This window comes from Bradyrhizobium sp. 147, assembly GCF_023073935.1.
GTDB lineage: Bacteria > Pseudomonadota > Alphaproteobacteria > Rhizobiales > Xanthobacteraceae > Bradyrhizobium.
Genome location: NZ_JADPKL010000024.1, coordinates 20,735 through 36,541 on the forward strand (window position 1 = coordinate 20,735; position 15,807 = coordinate 36,541).

Genomic DNA, 15,807 nt, shown 5'->3' on the forward strand with positions numbered 1-15,807 from the left:
ATAACAGGTGCAAGGGAGGAGCCATACGGAAAGTGCAGGCGAGCTGCGCGGCGAGCTCTGCGCAGCATGAATCATATGCAAATTCGGCCGCGGCGGCAGATTCGATCTCCTGCCGCAGCCGCTTGCATTTTCGAATTAGTTCGCGCCGAGGAAATCGCGCTTGCCGATTTCGACGCCGTTGTGGCGCAAAATGCCATGGGCGGTCGCGGCGTGGAAATAGAAGTTCGGCAGCGAGAACGAGCTCAGGAATTGCTGGCCCTTCATGGTGATGGATTGGTCCGGACCGGCCGGGAAGGTGACGTCCTTGACGTCGGCACCTTCGAACTGCTCGGGCTTGAACGACTTCACGTAGTCGATGGTCTTGGCCAGCCGCTGCTTTAGCTCTGCGAAGCTAGCCTCGGTGTCAGGCGTCGACGGCACCTCGCTATGGGTCAGCCGGGCGCAGCCCTTGGCCGCGAAATCGCTGACGAGCTGGATCTGCTTCGACAGCGGCAGCATGTCCGGAAACAGGCGTGATCCGAGCAGGACGCTGGGGTCGATCTTTTTGGCGGCGCAATGTGCCTCCGCCTTGGCGAGCAGGCCGGTGAGGCTGTTCAGGATTTGCAAATAGGCGGGGACGACGGCGTCGTAGAAGGACATGTGATGCTCGCTTCGATGGGAGGGCAATCAGGAGAAAACCTGAGCGACTCACATGGGAACGTCATGGAAAAATACAATCGCGGAATTGGCTTGTGCGATGCGAAAATTCTCCTTCGATGGCTCGTGGTGCCGTAGCCGCCACACCTCTCGCTGTCATGTCGCGCCACCCGGGCTCGTCGAAGCCGAGACCCGGTGGCGGGGCATGACGCGAGTTAGGCTCGCTTATCTCACGATGCCCGCCGGCTGCGCCTGTGCCGTGCCGCCGCGCATGCGGGCCAAGAGCTCCGTGGTCGGCCAGGAATCGGCCGGCAGGCCGTGCTTGATCTGCATCGCCTTGACGGCCGCGCGGCTCTGCTGGCCCAGCACGCCATCGATCTTGCCGACATTGAAGCCGGCACGCACCAGGAGCTGCTGCAATTCCTTGAGCTCGTTGAACGGCAGCTGCGCCACCGGCGCCGTTGGCTTGCGCATCGGCGGGGCGCCAGCGATGCGCGAGGCGAGATAGCCTGCCGTGGTCGAGTAGATCAGCGAGTTATTCCACTCGGTGTAGGCGGCAAAATTCGGATACGCCATGAACGCCGGCCCAAAGCGTCCCATTGGCAGCAGCACGGAGGCGGCGAGATTGTCGTTCGGCAGCGGGCGTCCGTCAGGGTACGTGACCCCCAGCTGCGCCCATATCGAGCGCGGCTCCCGCACGTTGAGATCGGTCTTGTCCCACGGCAGGTTTGGCGGCACCTTGATCTCTTCCAGCCACGGCTCGCCGCGCCGCCACTTTAATCCGTTGGCGATGTAATTCGCGGTCGAGCCGATCACGTCGGCTCCCGAGCGCAACAGGTCGCGCCGCCCGTCGCCGTCATAGTCGACGGCGTAGTTGACGTAATGCACGGGCAGGAACTGCGTCTGCCCGAGCTCACCGGCCCAGGAGCCGATCATCTCGTCGGGATGCAGATCGCCGCGGTCGATGATCTTCAGCGCGGCGATGGTCTCGTTGACGAACATCTCCGAGCAGCGGCAATCATAGGCGAGCGACACCAGCGATTTCAGCGTCGGCAGGTTGCCCATGTTGGCGCCGAAATCGCTTTCCAGCCCCCAGAACGCGGCGATGACGGCCGGCGGCACGCCATATTCCTTCTCGGCGCGCGCGAATGCGGCCGCGTATTGCTTGATGTGCTGCTGGCCGTTCTGCATGCGATAGGGCGCGGCCATGCGGCCGGCAAATTCGGTGAACAGCTGGCCAAACACCCGCTGGCCGCGGTCACGGTTGACGATGCCCTGGTCGTAGATGAGATACGGCGAAGCCTCCGCGATCGTGCGCTGCGACACGCCGGCAGCCATCGCCTGTTGCTTCACGTCGGCCAGGAAGCGATCGAAGCTCGCGCCATTGTGGCACGACGCCGCGCGCGGAGAGGGAGCCTTCGGCACTGCGGGCTTGGCGGGTGGCGGGGCGAACTGGGCGAAGGCGCAAGAGGAGTAGGCGGCGAGAGCAATGGTCGCGATCGCATATCGGGTCAGGAGCATGAGGTTTCCGGAGGGAGAGGCGCTTGAATTCTTGATGAAGTTTAATGGGACGTTCGCGCTCAAACCAGTGCCGCGGCTCCGCGACGCACCTTGAAAACCTTGCGCCCGGGGCGGGGTCATCCCTACCTCATGCCTGCCGGCCTGCTGGCGTCTCCAGCGCCCGCGGCCGCGCCAGGAGACGGCCATGAACTATCTTCGTACCGCAATGCTGCTCGCAGGCCTCACTGCCCTGTTCATGGGCGTGGGCTATCTGATCGGCGGTGCCTCGGGCGCCATGATCGCGCTTGTCATTGCCGCCGCGACCAATCTCTTCACCTACTGGAACTCCGACCGCATGGTGCTCTCGATGTACGGCGCCCATGAGGTCGACCGTGCCAGCGCGCCGGAGCTGGTCGGCCTCGTCGCCGAGCTTGCCGGCCGCGCCGGCCTGCCGATGCCGCGCGTGTTCCTGATGGACGAGCCGCAGCCTAACGCGTTCGCGACCGGCCGCAACCCGGAGAACGCCGCGGTAGCCGTCACCACCGGCCTGGTGAGCCAGCTCAGCCGCGAGGAGCTCGCCGGCGTGATCGCGCACGAGCTGGCGCATATCAAACATCACGACACGCTTCTGATGACGATCACCGCGACGATTGCCGGCGCGATCTCCATGCTGGCGCAGTTCGGCATGTTTTTCGGCGGCAATCGCGACAACAACAACGGTCTGGGCATCGTCGGCTCGATCCTGATGATGATCCTTGCCCCGCTCGGCGCCATGCTGGTGCAGATGGCGATCAGCCGCACCCGCGAATATGCCGCCGACAATCTCGGTGCGCGCATCGTGGGACAGCCGATGTGGTTGGCGTCCGCGTTGGTGAAGATCGAGGGCGCCGCGCATCAGGTGCCGAACTTCGAGGCGGAGCGGAATCCCGCGACCGCGCACATGTTCATCATCAATCCGCTGTCGGGCCACGGCGTCGACAATCTGTTCGCCACCCATCCCTCGACCCAGAACCGCATCGCGGCGCTTCAACAGCTCGCGGCCGAACTCGGCGCTCGGTCAGCGCCGTCGCTCGGCGCCAACGAGAACTATCCGCCGCGAAGCCCGTGGGGCCGCTCCTCTTCGCGCGGTCCTTGGGGCTGATGCGGCACCGGCTGGAAATTGGCTCTGCTTTGTGACCTGGCGCACACAGGATCCCCGGCGCCGGTGTTAACATCCCGGCGAGACCACTTCTTCGAAAGGGGATGCGTGACCGGCCCTCTGCCGGGCACCGTCGAAGATGACCAGAGCTGCCGTACCATTGCTGATCGTCCTTTGCGTGCTTATTGGGCTGTCCACGCACATGGTCGTCAATTGCGGCGACGAGGACGATCCCGACATCTGCTCAGCCGTGATCGGCTTCTCGCCGCTGCGCGGCTCGCTGATCGCGTTCGCCTATGAGGGGCGCGGACGGATCGCGCTGCGCCATGGCGACTTCACGCGGGCGATCGCCGATTTCGATGAGGCCATCCAACTCAATCCCAACCGCGCCTCACTCTATCGAGACCGAGCGCTGGCGCGCCGGCAGAACGGCGATCTGGAGCTTGCGATTGCGGATTATGACGAGGCGATCGCGCATGACCCCAAGCTCGCCGCGCCCTATCACCAGCGCGGTCTCGCGCTCGCTGCCAAAGGCGATCTCGACCGCGCCATCCTGAGCTACAACACGGCGGTCCGCCTCGACCCCTCGGACGCGCAGGCCCGCCTCGACCGCGGCTTTGCATTCCTCGCCCGCGGCCAGACCGACGACGCACGGGCCGATTTCGAGGCAGCGCTGGCGCTGCCGCCCGGCAAGGACGGCCGCACCCATGAGGCGGCACGTGCCAAGCTCGCCGAGCTCGCCAGCGCCGAGCCGACCCGGCTCGCCGCGCCGAGAAGGTGAGCTGATTACTTCGCCTTCTTGGTTTTGGCCTTCTTCGCCTTCGCAGCCTTCTTCACCGGCTTCTCCTTCGCCGTCTTCTCCACCTTTGCCGCGACCGGCGTGCTGGCGGCGAGGCGCATGGCGCGGGCGTAGCTGTCGGCGACGTTGTCTGCGGACATCTGGAGGCGCTTGGCGGCGGCGGTGGCCTGCTCCAGGGTGGCCTTGGCCATCATCTTGAAGCGGTCGCTGGTCTCCTTGCCCTTGGCCTTGGCGGCAAGGCCGTTGAAGCGATCCCGCCGCTCCTTGGCGCGGGTCATCAGGCCCGTATGCAGCTGTCTGGCCAGTTGCCGGATCACGACATCCAGGTCGGCGTCCGCCATGTTGTTCTATCCCCTTCGAAAACAATATCGATGCGGGCGGGACTATGCAGATCGGCCCCCACCTTGGCAATTCCCGCTGAGCCGCCATCCGCAGCTTCCGGTTTACAAAACAAAAAAGCCGCGCATTTCGCGCGGCTCTGATGTCATCTGGCGCAGGACGCGCGACGTCAGCCTCACTTCAGCGAGGCGACCGGACCGCTTGGGGCTGCAGGGTCGGGGTCGAAGCCGAACACGCCGACCAGGTATTTGTAATAGTCCGGCAACTTTTCCTTGAGCGCCTCGCGAGACTTCGGATCGTGGAATTCGCTCTTGCCGGCCAGGAAGATGCTCGCAGTCACCGCAAAGAACTCCACGGGATTCTTCATCGCATAGGATTCCCTGGGCAGCAGGTCCTTGGACTTGGCCAGGGCGTAATAGGCGATCACGCCCTTGTTGGCGTAGCCGTCCGGCAACAGCCGCGCGTGGTAGGCATGCAGGAGCTCGTGCAGCAGCACGGCCTCCTTCTCGTAACGCATCATGTCGGGCCGCAGCATGATCACGCCGAGCCCCGAATCGACCGCGAGATCGACCGCATTCGGATTGGTCCAGCGCTGCTTGTCGGGATCCCAGACCGTCAGCGTCCGGGGAGCGCTGCGCTGGATGTCCGGCGTGACCCTGCCATAGCAGGCGGTCGCGGCACCTTCGTCGAGGCAGGCCAGCTCGCTCGCGACGATCGGAACGGTGTGGAAGAAGCGCAGCACGCGCGGCGACAGGCCGACGCCTTCGACGACGTCGATCTGGCTCTTCAGATTGCTGGTGAGCTTGTCGACATCCTTGCGGTCGCGATTCTCGGACAAGTCGAACATGTAGCCGCGGTAGCTCTGGAAGCCGGGCGGCAGCGGCTGCGCTGCGTCGGTCGACGCATCGAGCGATCCGGCAATGGATGGATTGACGAAGAGCGCGCCGACGATGGTTGCGGTCAGCAGCAACGCAATGCGCATGATGAACCCCCTGATCTCACCTCGCCCGGCATGATAAGCCACCGTCGTTCGCGAAACGTGAGTGGGGCAAGACTAAGGCACCGATGTTGAGGCGTGCTTAATCCCTGGTTGCAGATCGCGGCGACGGATTAGGGCGGGGTTAACCAAGCGTGGATCGGCGGCGCGCTTCGGCGTAACATCCGCTCCGGGCACCAGGCCCTTACATCAGTAGCCGGAAGGAGGATGTCATGTATGCCGCCATCCGTCAGGCCAAGGCGAAAAGCGGGAGCGCTGAAGAGCTGGCGCGCCGCATCAAGGACGGCGCCGTCCCGATCATCAGCGACGTCGACGGTTTCCGCGCCTATTACGTCGTCTATGCCGGCGACGACACGGTGACCGCGATCTCGATCTTCGACAAGTTCGAACAGGCGGAGGAGGCGAACCGGCGTGCGATCGCCTGGATCGAGAAGGATCTGGCTCCGCTGCTGGCGGGACATGCGAGCGCTGCGGCCGGGCCGGTGATCGTGCATACGCTGGCGTAGGGGGCGGTAGGGACTAGGACGGTGGAACTTGGACGGGGCACTCTCGCCCCACCCTCAACTGTCATCGCCCGGTCAAGCCGGAGCATGACAGCGGTGTGTCTCACAATTCCCGTGCATTCGAGAAGGCGAAACTCGACACCCGCCGCGTCGTCTCATCCAGGATCAGCGTGCGCGTGATCGGCGGCTCGGCACGCTGGGCGCAGTTTTCGCGCTCACAGAGACGGCAGTTGACGCCGATCGGCGTGCCCTCGGTCTTCTCCAGGTCGATCCCCGCAGCGTAGGTCAGGCGCGCGGCGTGACGGATCTCGCAGCCGAGGCCGATGGCGAAGCGCGGCTGCGGCAGCGGGTGCGGCGCGATGGGGCGGCGCACCATTTGCGCGATCGAGAAATAGCGCGTGCCGTCGGGAAGCTCGATCACCTGCTTCAGCAGGCGGTCCGGCGTGTCGAAGGTCGAGTGCACGTTCCACAAGGGGCAGGTGCCGCCGAATTTGGAGAATGGGAACGTACCGGAGGAGAAGCGCTTCGAGACGTTGCCGGCATTGTCGACGCGCAAGAGAAAGAACGGAATGCCGCGCGCATTGGGCCGCTGCAGAGTGGTGAGCCGGTGGCAGACCTGCTCGAAACCGGAATTGAAGCGCTGCGCCAGCACGTGGATATCGTAATTGAGCGCCTCGGCCGCGGCCAGGAACGCCGGGTAGGGCATCATGACAGCGGCTGCAAAATAATTGCCAAGCGTGATGCGGAACAGCCGCCGCGGCGCGTCGTCGAGCGGGCCGGATCGGCCGATGATGGTCTCGAAATGCTGCGCGCATTCACCTAAGCCGAGCTGGAAGGCGAGCTGGAACGCACGGCCGGGCGGGTCGACCAGCTCGGAGATCAGGAGCTGGCGGCGGTGGAGATCGAACCGCCGCAGCGTCTCGCGCATCACGTCGACGGGCATGATACGGGTCTGGATCGAATGCTTTTCGCGCAAGCGCGCGGCCAGCGCCGCATAGAGCCCTTCGGCCGGCACGTTCAGCTCATCGCGAAGGTTTTCCGCGGCCTGCTCCAGCTCCGGGAAATAGTTGCGATTGGCCTCGATCAGTTCGCGCACGCGCTCGACCGGATTGGCCTCATAACGCGTGCCGACGTCGCGGTCGGCCATTTGCGCGGCCGCCAGCGTCTCGCCCTGGCGCGCCTCGGTATAGGCGGCATAGAGCCGTTGCAGCGCATGAGTCACGCCGGGGCAAAGCTCGGCGAGGTCGCGCAGCTCCTGCTTGGGCACGTCGATCTGGCGGAACAAGGGATCGGAGAAGATTTCGTTGAGCTCGGCGAAGAAGCGGTCCTCATCGGCGGTGGCGAGGTCGCGCAGGTCGAGGTCATAAGTCTCGGCCAGCCGCAGCAGGATCTGCGCGGTCACCGGACGCTGGTTGCGCTCGATCAGGTTGACATAGCTCGGCGAGATCGAGAGCCCCTCGGCGATCTGGGTCTGCGACAGCCCCAATTGCTGCCGGATCCTCCGGAAACGCGGGCCGACGAACAGTTTCTTCCCGGAGAACAGTTTCTTCGCGGAATCGACAGGCATTTCTCAGGACTCCGTAGGCATCAAGGACAGTCTTTACAAAATTTACAAAGTAACATCTAGTACATGTTCTTATGTTACATGACATCACCAATAAGAAACAAGCCATCTGTACGAAGTTTCTGTTTTCGCGTTTAGCTCCTGACACGCATTTCGCAATGCATTGTCAAGAATGTCGATGGCTCGCCCGTCGATAGCGAAAGGATCAGGCACATGAACTATCAGCCCCGCGGCATCAGCACCCTCCTGCGCCCGGCTTCGTATCAGAGCGAAATCGAGGCGGCTCAGGCGCTCCTTGAGACCCAGCCGACCTGGAACGGGGTGAAGGCCGAGGCCGTCGCACGCATGCGCCTGCAGAACCGTTTCAAGACCGGCCTCGATATCGCCCGCTACACCGCCGCGCTGATGCGGGCCGACATGGCCGCCTATGACGGCGACCCCACCAAGTACACCCAGTCGCTGGGCTGCTGGCACGGCTTCATCGCCCAGCAGAAGCTGATCTCGGTCAAGAAGCACTTTGGCAAGACCGATCGCACCTACCTGTATTTGTCGGGCTGGATGATCGCCGCGCTGCGCTCCGAATTCGGCCCGCTGCCCGACCAGTCGATGCACGAGAAGACCTCGGTGCCCGCCCTGATCGAGGAGCTCTACACTTTCCTGCGCCAGGCCGACTCGCGCGAGCTCAACGATATCTTCCGCGCGCTCGACAAGGCCCGCAAGGAAGGCGACAAGGTCAGGGAGAAGGAGCTGATCGAGAAGATCGACAACTTCCAGACGCATGTCGTGCCCGTCATCGCCGACATCGACGCCGGCTTCGGCAATGCGGAGGCGACCTATCTGCTCGCCAAGAAGATGATCGAAGCGGGCGCCTGCGCGCTCCAGATCGAGAACCAGGTCTCCGACGAGAAGCAGTGCGGCCACCAGGACGGCAAGGTTACCGTGCCGCATGACGTTTTCCTCGCGAAGATCCGCGCCTGCCGCCACGCCTTCCTCGAGCTCGGCGTCGAAGACGGCGTCGTCGTGACCCGCACCGACTCGCTCGGGGCCGGCCTGACGCAGCAGATCGCCGTCAGCCACAGGCCCGGCGACATCGGCGACCAGTACAACAGCTTCCTGGATTGCGAGGAAGTGACGGCGGAGAACGCCAGGAACGGCGACGTCATCATCAACCGTAACGGCAAGATGATGCGTCCGAAGCGGCTGCCCTCCAACCTCTATCAGTTCCGCCCGGGCACCGGCGAAGACCGCTGCGTGCTGGACTGTATCACCTCGCTTCAGAACGGCGCCGACCTGCTCTGGATCGAGACCGAGAAGCCGCATATCGAGCAGATCGCCAAGATGGTCGACCGCATCCGCAAGGTGGTTCCCAACGCGAAGCTGGCCTACAACAACTCGCCGTCCTTCAACTGGACCCTCAACTTCCGTTGGCAGGTCTACGATGCGATGAAGGAAGCCGGCAAGGACGTCAGCCAGTACAACCGTGCCGAGCTGATGAAGGCGGAATATGATGACACGCCGCTGGCGAAGGAAGCCGACGAGCGCATCCGCACCTTCCAGGCGGATTCGGCCAAGCGTGCCGGCATCTTCCACCATCTGATCACGCTGCCGACCTATCACACCGCGGCGCTGTCGACCGACAATCTGGCGCGGGAATATTTCGGCGAGCAGGGCATGCTCGGCTACGTCAAGAACGTCCAGCGCGCCGAGATCCGTCAGGGCATCGCCTGCGTCAAGCATCAGAACATGGCCGGCTCCGATATCGGCGACGACCATAAGGAATATTTCGCCGGCGAAGCTGCCCTGAAGGCGGGCGGCGCCCACAACACGATGAACCAGTTCGGCTAACGCATCACGCACTTCGACAGGAGACTGACATGACCAAAGGCAGCAATTTCTGGGTGATCGGCGGCGAGTTCGGTTCGATGAACTTCCACAAGCTCGTGGAAGGCTCGGCCCAGGTCAAAGGTCCGTTCAAGACCCGCAAGGAAGCCGAGGACTGCTGGCGCGAGGTGTCGGAAGAGAGCCGCTACAAGGCCGGCGTCCGCTTCTCCATCGTGGAAGAGCCGTCGCGGGTCTCGGCCTAAGGATCCCGGCTGCCGATCGAACTAAGAAGACGTCCAAGGACGGATGGTCCCACCTAGGCCTTAGCCTGGGTGGGATCGTCTGTTTTCGGCACAGGTGAAACGTCTGTGGGCGCCGTAAGTATCTGGAATTGTGGACCCTTTGCGGGCGCTGTGGTTGCTGATAGGTTAACTCCCGTGTTTGAGGACGAGGCCGACAATGTCAGAGCCCGAAACCAGCGGGATTCATCCCAGCCAGCCGCGCCCGGTGCGGCTGCGCGATGCACTGTTGCGCGCCCGGATCGAGGCCGCCGACCGGACCGGCGTGGTCGTCGACCTCAGGGATGCCGAGGTGGCCCGGCTGGAGATCCTCAACGACGCGCTCGATCCTCTGTTCGCGCAGGTGCCGGAGCAGATCGACCTCTTCGACCGCGGCATCAGCCAGGGCGATACGCCCAGGCTCTGGATCGACGTCGTCGCCCACATCTTGATGGGGCGTGACAAGCGGATGTACCGCTTCGTTCAGGACACCCGCTTCGGCCGCATCGTGCTCGCCGAATCGCACGACACTGCGGTTATCGTCGAGGCCGTCACCGATTATGTCGCGCGCCGCATGATCGAGCGCGAGCGCGCGATGGTGGTGCCGCCCGAGCCGAAGCCCGCCGCCGAGCCGCCGCGCCGCTCGCGCGTGTGGCCGTTCCTGTTCGGCTTCATTCTCGGCGCCGCGGCGCTGTTCGGCCTTGCCGTAGTAGCGGCCTTGCGGAGCTGGTGAGGACAATTCTCGTAGCCCGGATCGAGCGAAGCGCAATCCGGGATACCTGTCGCGACAGATGCACTGCCCCGGATTACGCTACGCTCCATCCGGGCTACCAAGCGGGGCCGGTGAATTTCTCTCCGCCGTCATTGCGAGCGAAGCGATGCAATCCAGGAATCTTTCCGCGGAGGGGCTCTGGATTTGCTTCGCTTCGCTCGCAATGACGGCGAACTAAATCAACCGCGCATGCTTGATCTGCCCGATCTGAAATCCAGCGCCCAGGCTCCGCACCGTCTGCTCGCAGCGCCAGCCGGCATTGTCCTTTTCGATCGTGAACAGGTTATACGCCGCCGCCGGGTAACGTCCGTGCGCGAGCGCCGACGCCGAAGGCACGCCGAGTGCGGGAATATTGCCGTTCGGGCCCTCGAACCACATCGTCGAATGAATGTGGTCGTGCCCGTGCAGGATCAGCTCGACGCCGTGCCGTTTCAACAGGGCCAGCAGCTCGGCCGCGTCCGTCATCCGCTTCTGGCGCGCGACGGATCTCAGCGGATGGTGCACCAGCAGCACGCGGAAGACGTCTTCCGCCGCGAGCCGCTCGAGCACCTCTGCGAGGGCCGCGAGCTGATCGCGCCCGAGCGTGCCCGTCGCCATCAGCGGCAGGGTCGGTACCGCCGTGGACAGGCTGATCAGCGCGAGCGGCCCGCGCCGGCGCACGGCGGGGAAGGCAACGGTATCGGGCGTATCCGCGGCGATGTAGTGCAGGAACGTCTCGCCGAAGCGATGGCGCGTCGCGCTGACATAGGCGTCGTGATTGCCGGGAATCGCGGTGACGCGGTCGGGCGGACCGACGCTTTCGAGCCAAGCCAGGGCCGGCGCGAACTCGGCTTCCAGCGCGAGGTTGACGAGATCGCCCGTCACCGCGATGTGGTCGGGCGCCTGGGCCTTCATATCGGCGACCAGCGCGTCGAGCACCTCGCGGCGCTGATATTTGTGCCGGTTGCGCGTCCAGTTGATGTAGCCGAGCGCGCGCTTGCCCGCGAGCTCGATCAGCCGCGGCTTCGGCAGTGGCGGCAGATGCGGGTCGGACAGATGGGCGAGCGTGAAGGGGGCCATGGCGCGCGATTGCCTCGCTATTGCTGCGCTGTAATGGCAAGGTCGCAGCCAGCGCGCAAGCGCGGCTCGAAATGGGGCGTCAAGAAGGCCTGATGCGAGAACGTCTGAACAGCATTCGACGACAATGCGAGCCGCTGCTGCGGCACCTCTTCCATGCCTATTTCCTGCTGGTTCGCGGGATGACGCTCGGCGTCCGCGCCGTGGTGCTGGACGCCGAGAACCGGGTGTTTCTGGTCAGGCACAGCTACGTCACCGGTTGGTACCTGCCCGGCGGCGGCGTCGACTTCGGCGAGACCATGGCGCAGGCGCTGCGGCGCGAACTCAAGGAGGAGGGCGACATTGATCTCACCGGGGACGCCGTGCTGCACGGCATCTTCCTCAACAGCCACGTCTCCCGCCGCGACCACGTCGCCGTCTACGTCGTCAGGCAGTTCAGCCAGGACCGCCTGCCCGGACCGAACCGCGAGATCGTCGAATGCGGGTTCTTCGCGATCACGGCGCTGCCCGAGGGGACCACGCCCGGCACACGGCTGCGGATCGCGGAAGTGCTGGACGGTAAGCCGCTGATTGCGACGTGGCGATGAGGGCGGCCCGTGCCAGTGCGTGAGGGTTGTGGTTCAACGGTGCAAACTGGCGAGTCAGAACGCCTCCCGTCGGCGCTGAAAAAGGAACTGAGCATCTTTGCTGCCCGATGGACCGCGCTGCGTCCAGGTGCTATCCCGCGCGCTGACATGAGCGATCTCTCACTCACCATCCTTCCCGAGGCCGCCGGCGACGCTCAGGCGATCGAACGGCTGCACGAACGCACCTTCGGCCCCGGCCGCTTCGTGCTCAGCGCCTACCGCATCCGCGAGCATGTCGACCATCTGCTCGAATTGTCTTTCACCGCGCGCATCGGGACGCTGCTGGTCGGCTCGGTCAGGCAGTTGCCGATTCTGATCGGCGACACGCCGGCGCTGCTGCTGGGGCCGCTCACCGTCGAGCCGCCGTTCCGCGACCGCGGCATCGGCCGTCTCCTGATGGAGCGCGCGCTGAAGGACGCCAAGGAAAAAGGCCACGCCATCGTGCTCCTGGTCGGCGATGAACCCTATTACAGCCGCGTCGGCTTCAAGCCGGTCGCAAAGGGCCGCGTCACCATGCCGGGTCCGGTTGACCCCGCCCGCATTCTGGTGTTCGAGCTCGTCGACGGCGCCTTCGAAGGCGTATCGGGGCGGGTTGCGCCGGACTGGAGCAAGGCGCGGAGGTAGGTGCTACGACGCTGTGAATTGGAAGCGCGGCGGTGCCGATACTCGGTCATTGCGACGGCGTGAACCAGCCGGGCGAGGCCAGCCGGGGCCGCTGTGGGCCCCGACTGTATGAGCTTAGAACTTGAAGTTCGCAAATGCCCGCACGCCAATGCCGGGCATCAGCACCTCGTCCTTGGTGTAGGACACCGAGTTGCGGATGTTCTCGTTGAGGAGATTGTTGCCGACGATGCCCGCCATCATTTCGCGCGCGCCGAACCAGTTGCGGTCGAGCTTGGTCTTGTAGCTGACCTCGGCTTTCAGCAAATTGTAGCCCGCTGTCGGCGTCTCCGCGATCACCGCGACGTTGTTCTGCGCGAAGGCGTGCAGCAGGTTGACGCGCATCAGCCAGTTGTCGTCGCGCCAGAATACGCCGCCGCCCATTCTGAGCGGCGGAATCCGCGGCACGTTGGTGCCGTCGCTGAAGGTGGCGCGGACGAAGTCGAGCTGGTTCTCGATGCCCCAGATGCCGCCCTGGAAGGCGCCGACGTCGAGCTGCGACTGGAATTCGCCGCCGCGGAAATTCGCATTGCGTTGCGAATAGACCGCCTGGTTCAGCTCGCCATCTGGTCCCCCGCAGGACGCAAAGTCGTCATCGCAGGACACGCCGGTGAGGCGGCGATAGATGAAATTGTCGAAATGCGTGTAGTAGACCGTTGCCTCGAACCGGAACGGCCCCGTTGCCCTGCGCAGGCCGACCTCGATCGATTTTGCGGTCTCGATGGTGAGGTTCGGATTACCGATGTCGAACGTCGCGGTCGCGTCATGGCCGCCGCGTGAAAACAGCTCGGCCGCCTTCGGCGCGCGCTCGACATATTGCGCGGTGACGCTGCCGACCATGCCACCCGGCAGGTCCTGCAGCAGACCGATGCTGCCGCTCTTCGGCGTGAAGGACGGATTGCGCGCGATCGCCGTCTGCGGCGTGCCGTCGGGCAGGTAATCGGCGGGGAAATCAGGCGTCGTGCCGTGCAGCTCGACATGCTCGATGCGACCGGCGATCTGTGCCCGCGTCGCCTCGGTGAACTTGAACTCGTTGAAGGCGTAACCAGCAACGCGCGTGCTGTTGTTCGGGTCCCACAGGCCGTTGAACAGCGTGCCGGGATTGTCGGGGCTCGGCGCACTCAATTCCTGATGTCCGACCTGGAAGCCCAGCGCCGTCGTCACCTCGGCGAAGCGGGCATTGAACGGCATCAGCTGCACCTCGGTGCGGATCTCCTGCTCCTTGTTGGTGAAGGTCTGGCGCACGCCGTCGCTGTTGGGGTCGACGGGATCGGCAAGGCCGATCTCGTTGTGCCGGTAGTCCGTCGCGCCGGCCCAGAAGCGGACCGCGTCGATCGCGGCCGCGTCGGGGTGGTACTCGCCTTTGACGTTGATCTTGGTCTGATGTGCGTCGATCCGCGTGTTGTGGTCGGCGCCGTCGATGCCGGGGATGTGGTAGAGCGAGTCGTTCTGCGTGATCGATGCGCCGATATAGCCGCCCTGGAAGAAGTAGGAGCCGCCGATCGAGGCGCCGTCCGAGCGAGTCGCCGAGTTCGGCTGTCGGCCGTTCACCGGGCGCGACTGGTCGGTCAGATAGGGATAGCTCGGGATATAATAGTCGGAGGTCGTGCGGCCATAGGCGTCGGCATGGAATGCAAAATTGCCGCCGCCGGTGTCGAGCAGCACGCCGCTTTCGACGCCGCGATCGACCGAGCTGAAGGCGGTGCGCGTCTCGGCGGTGACGCAAGGAGCGGTCGCGGCGCTCGCGAGCGGGGCCTTGGTCGGCATGCCATAGGTTTGGAATGAGGGCGCGCAAGCAGGCATCGCGTCCGGAATCCGGTTGTTGGTGGCGCTGACGACGCCGCCGATCGAGGTCGAGCCGTAGCGCAGCGCCGCCGGCCCGCGCACCACTTCGATCTGGTTGGTGGCGAGCGGATCGATCGGGACGAAATGGTCCTCACCGAGATCGGAGGCGCCGCCGGCATTGGTGCCGTTCTCGACGATGCCGACCCGGTTGACGTCGAGACCTCTGATGATCGGCCGGCTCGAGGCGCCGGGTGCGAAGCTCGAGCCGGTGATGCCGGGCTTGGAGAACAGGAGATCGCCGAGCTGGCCGCCGCCCTCGCGGCGGATCTCCTCGTTCGGCACCACGGTGACGGTAGCGAACTGGTTGGTCACAACAGGCAGCACGCCCTGCTGCGGCGCGGCGGGCGCGGATGCCGCGGGCGCCGCTTCCACCGTTTGTTGGCGGCTGCGCACCCGCGCGGTCCGCGTGCCGCGGCCTGCGGTGCGGGAGGGCACCACCGCTCTGCGCACGATCGGGCTCGGCGCCGTCACGGTGACCGCGGGAATCTCGGTCGACGACTTGTCCTCGGCCGACTGGGCCAAGGCAGGTGTGGCGGCGGCACTGAGCAGGAGCAGGCTTGCTCCGCCAAGACGCTGCGCGCGTCGCAATTGAAATGACATGGTCCTGATTCCACTCAGGCGCCGTCCGCATGATTGTATCGTCTGCTGATCGGAGGCGGCCTGCCGTCGCAGCGCGACGGAATTCGACTTCAACTTCCCCCCAGGCATTCGCCGACAGTAGCGAGGCTGGGCGTGATCAAGCGTTGGAGGTCAGGACGCGGGAGGGGCGCGGGGCTGGAATGCCGTGCCGGCCGATTTCAGATGGACGAATTCGGCGCCGGTGGTGCGGTGAAGCAGTTCGATCGCTTGCGGCAGCAGCAGCACGGGCGGCGTCGCGAACACAATTGTGCACGCCATCGCGACGACAGCGCAGATCGCGCAATTGTCCTCGCCCGGATGCTCGCGGTCGGGACCGACCGGCGATCGCGCCTGGACTGCGGCGCGGTCGATCGCAGCAACGCCCTTGACGCTGTCCTTGACGCCGTCGGTCTGCTGCAGCGAGGATTGGGCGAGGGCGGCCTGCGCGAACCAGTGGCTGTGGCCGAACGTCAGCGCGAACTGCACCAGCATCGCGAACAACGCGAGCCGGGCAGCATGCCTCACATTCGACCGAAACCATTTCATCCGAAAACGCCCCACACCGCGCGGCCAATCCCCTGCCATCGCGGCGTTACAATGTAACATCGCCCGATCGGACAGTGGATGTCAACGGCGGCCGGATCGGCGCACGCAG

Annotated in this window: 16 protein-coding genes; 8 read left to right on the plus strand and 8 right to left on the minus strand. The window is 64.8% G+C overall.

All coding sequences use genetic code 11. The annotated features are described in order from the left end of the window. Positions 1-135: 135 nt before the first annotated feature. Both IVA87_RS05645 and IVA87_RS05650 read right to left on the minus strand, forming a co-directional pair. Positions 136-639: a DUF1993 domain-containing protein gene (locus IVA87_RS05645; RefSeq protein WP_247300931.1), complete on the minus strand. Its 504-nt coding sequence runs from the start codon at positions 637-639 to the stop codon at positions 136-138. A 222-nt stretch (positions 640-861) separates the two neighbouring features. Then, complete coding sequence (locus IVA87_RS05650; RefSeq protein WP_247332984.1) at positions 862-2,157, minus strand: lytic murein transglycosylase; 1,296 nt, start codon at positions 2,155-2,157, stop codon at positions 862-864. A gap of 184 nt (positions 2,158-2,341) precedes the next feature. On the opposite strand from IVA87_RS05650, the gene htpX reads away from it, so the two are divergent. After that, a complete protein-coding gene (htpX, locus tag IVA87_RS05655) occupies positions 2,342-3,277 on the plus strand; it encodes a zinc metalloprotease HtpX (RefSeq protein ID WP_247300929.1) in 936 nt (311 codons plus the stop codon). A 136-nt stretch (positions 3,278-3,413) separates the two neighbouring features. Further along, positions 3,414-4,055: a tetratricopeptide repeat protein gene (locus tag IVA87_RS05660; RefSeq protein ID WP_247300928.1), complete on the plus strand. Its 642-nt coding sequence runs from the start codon at positions 3,414-3,416 to the stop codon at positions 4,053-4,055. A 5-nt stretch (positions 4,056-4,060) separates the two neighbouring features. Here the strand turns inward: IVA87_RS05660 and IVA87_RS05665 are convergent, their stop codons facing one another. Both IVA87_RS05665 and IVA87_RS05670 read right to left on the minus strand, forming a co-directional pair. After that, positions 4,061-4,414, minus strand: coding sequence for a hypothetical protein (locus tag IVA87_RS05665; RefSeq protein ID WP_247300927.1), 354 nt, complete (start codon positions 4,412-4,414; stop codon positions 4,061-4,063). A gap of 173 nt (positions 4,415-4,587) precedes the next feature. After that, on the minus strand, positions 4,588-5,394 hold the full coding sequence (locus tag IVA87_RS05670; protein WP_247300926.1) for a hypothetical protein: 807 nt from the start codon (positions 5,392-5,394) through the stop codon (positions 4,588-4,590). Positions 5,395-5,621: 227 nt separating this feature from the next. On the opposite strand from IVA87_RS05670, the gene IVA87_RS05675 reads away from it, so the two are divergent. Then, a complete protein-coding gene (locus IVA87_RS05675) occupies positions 5,622-5,915 on the plus strand; it encodes an antibiotic biosynthesis monooxygenase (protein WP_247279589.1) in 294 nt (97 codons plus the stop codon). A gap of 100 nt (positions 5,916-6,015) precedes the next feature. On the opposite strand, the gene IVA87_RS05680 is transcribed toward IVA87_RS05675, so the two are convergent. Beyond that, a complete protein-coding gene (locus IVA87_RS05680) occupies positions 6,016-7,479 on the minus strand; it encodes a short-chain fatty acyl-CoA regulator family protein (RefSeq protein ID WP_247332986.1) in 1,464 nt (487 codons plus the stop codon). Between the two features lie 210 nt (positions 7,480-7,689). On the opposite strand from IVA87_RS05680, the gene IVA87_RS05685 reads away from it, so the two are divergent. The 3 genes from IVA87_RS05685 to IVA87_RS05695 all read left to right on the plus strand — a co-directional run bounded on the left by IVA87_RS05685 (position 7,690) and on the right by IVA87_RS05695 (position 10,308). Further along, positions 7,690-9,321, plus strand: a complete 1,632-nt coding sequence (locus tag IVA87_RS05685; RefSeq protein WP_247279591.1) for an isocitrate lyase — start codon at positions 7,690-7,692, stop codon at positions 9,319-9,321. A gap of 29 nt (positions 9,322-9,350) precedes the next feature. Then, positions 9,351-9,560, plus strand: coding sequence for a hypothetical protein (locus tag IVA87_RS05690; protein WP_247279592.1), 210 nt, complete (start codon positions 9,351-9,353; stop codon positions 9,558-9,560). Between the two features lie 196 nt (positions 9,561-9,756). Further along, positions 9,757-10,308: a hypothetical protein gene (locus IVA87_RS05695; RefSeq protein ID WP_247300923.1), complete on the plus strand. Its 552-nt coding sequence runs from the start codon at positions 9,757-9,759 to the stop codon at positions 10,306-10,308. 213 nt (positions 10,309-10,521) lie between these two features. On the opposite strand, the gene IVA87_RS05700 is transcribed toward IVA87_RS05695, so the two are convergent. Next, a complete protein-coding gene (locus IVA87_RS05700) occupies positions 10,522-11,406 on the minus strand; it encodes a metallophosphoesterase (RefSeq protein ID WP_247300922.1) in 885 nt (294 codons plus the stop codon). Positions 11,407-11,498: 92 nt separating this feature from the next. Between IVA87_RS05700 and IVA87_RS05705 the strand changes: the two genes are divergently transcribed. Both IVA87_RS05705 and IVA87_RS05710 read left to right on the plus strand, forming a co-directional pair. After that, positions 11,499-11,990: an NUDIX domain-containing protein gene (locus tag IVA87_RS05705; RefSeq protein WP_247300921.1), complete on the plus strand. Its 492-nt coding sequence runs from the start codon at positions 11,499-11,501 to the stop codon at positions 11,988-11,990. Positions 11,991-12,137: 147 nt separating this feature from the next. Next, a complete protein-coding gene (locus IVA87_RS05710) occupies positions 12,138-12,653 on the plus strand; it encodes an N-acetyltransferase (protein ID WP_247300920.1) in 516 nt (171 codons plus the stop codon). A gap of 114 nt (positions 12,654-12,767) precedes the next feature. Here the strand turns inward: IVA87_RS05710 and IVA87_RS05715 are convergent, their stop codons facing one another. Both IVA87_RS05715 and IVA87_RS05720 read right to left on the minus strand, forming a co-directional pair. Beyond that, positions 12,768-15,134 (minus strand): TonB-dependent receptor, encoded by a 2,367-nt coding sequence (locus IVA87_RS05715; RefSeq protein ID WP_247300919.1) that lies wholly within the window; start codon positions 15,132-15,134, stop codon positions 12,768-12,770. A 150-nt stretch (positions 15,135-15,284) separates the two neighbouring features. Further along, positions 15,285-15,698, minus strand: a complete 414-nt coding sequence (locus IVA87_RS05720; RefSeq protein ID WP_247300918.1) for a DUF2946 family protein — start codon at positions 15,696-15,698, stop codon at positions 15,285-15,287. Positions 15,699-15,807 lie beyond the last annotated feature (109 nt).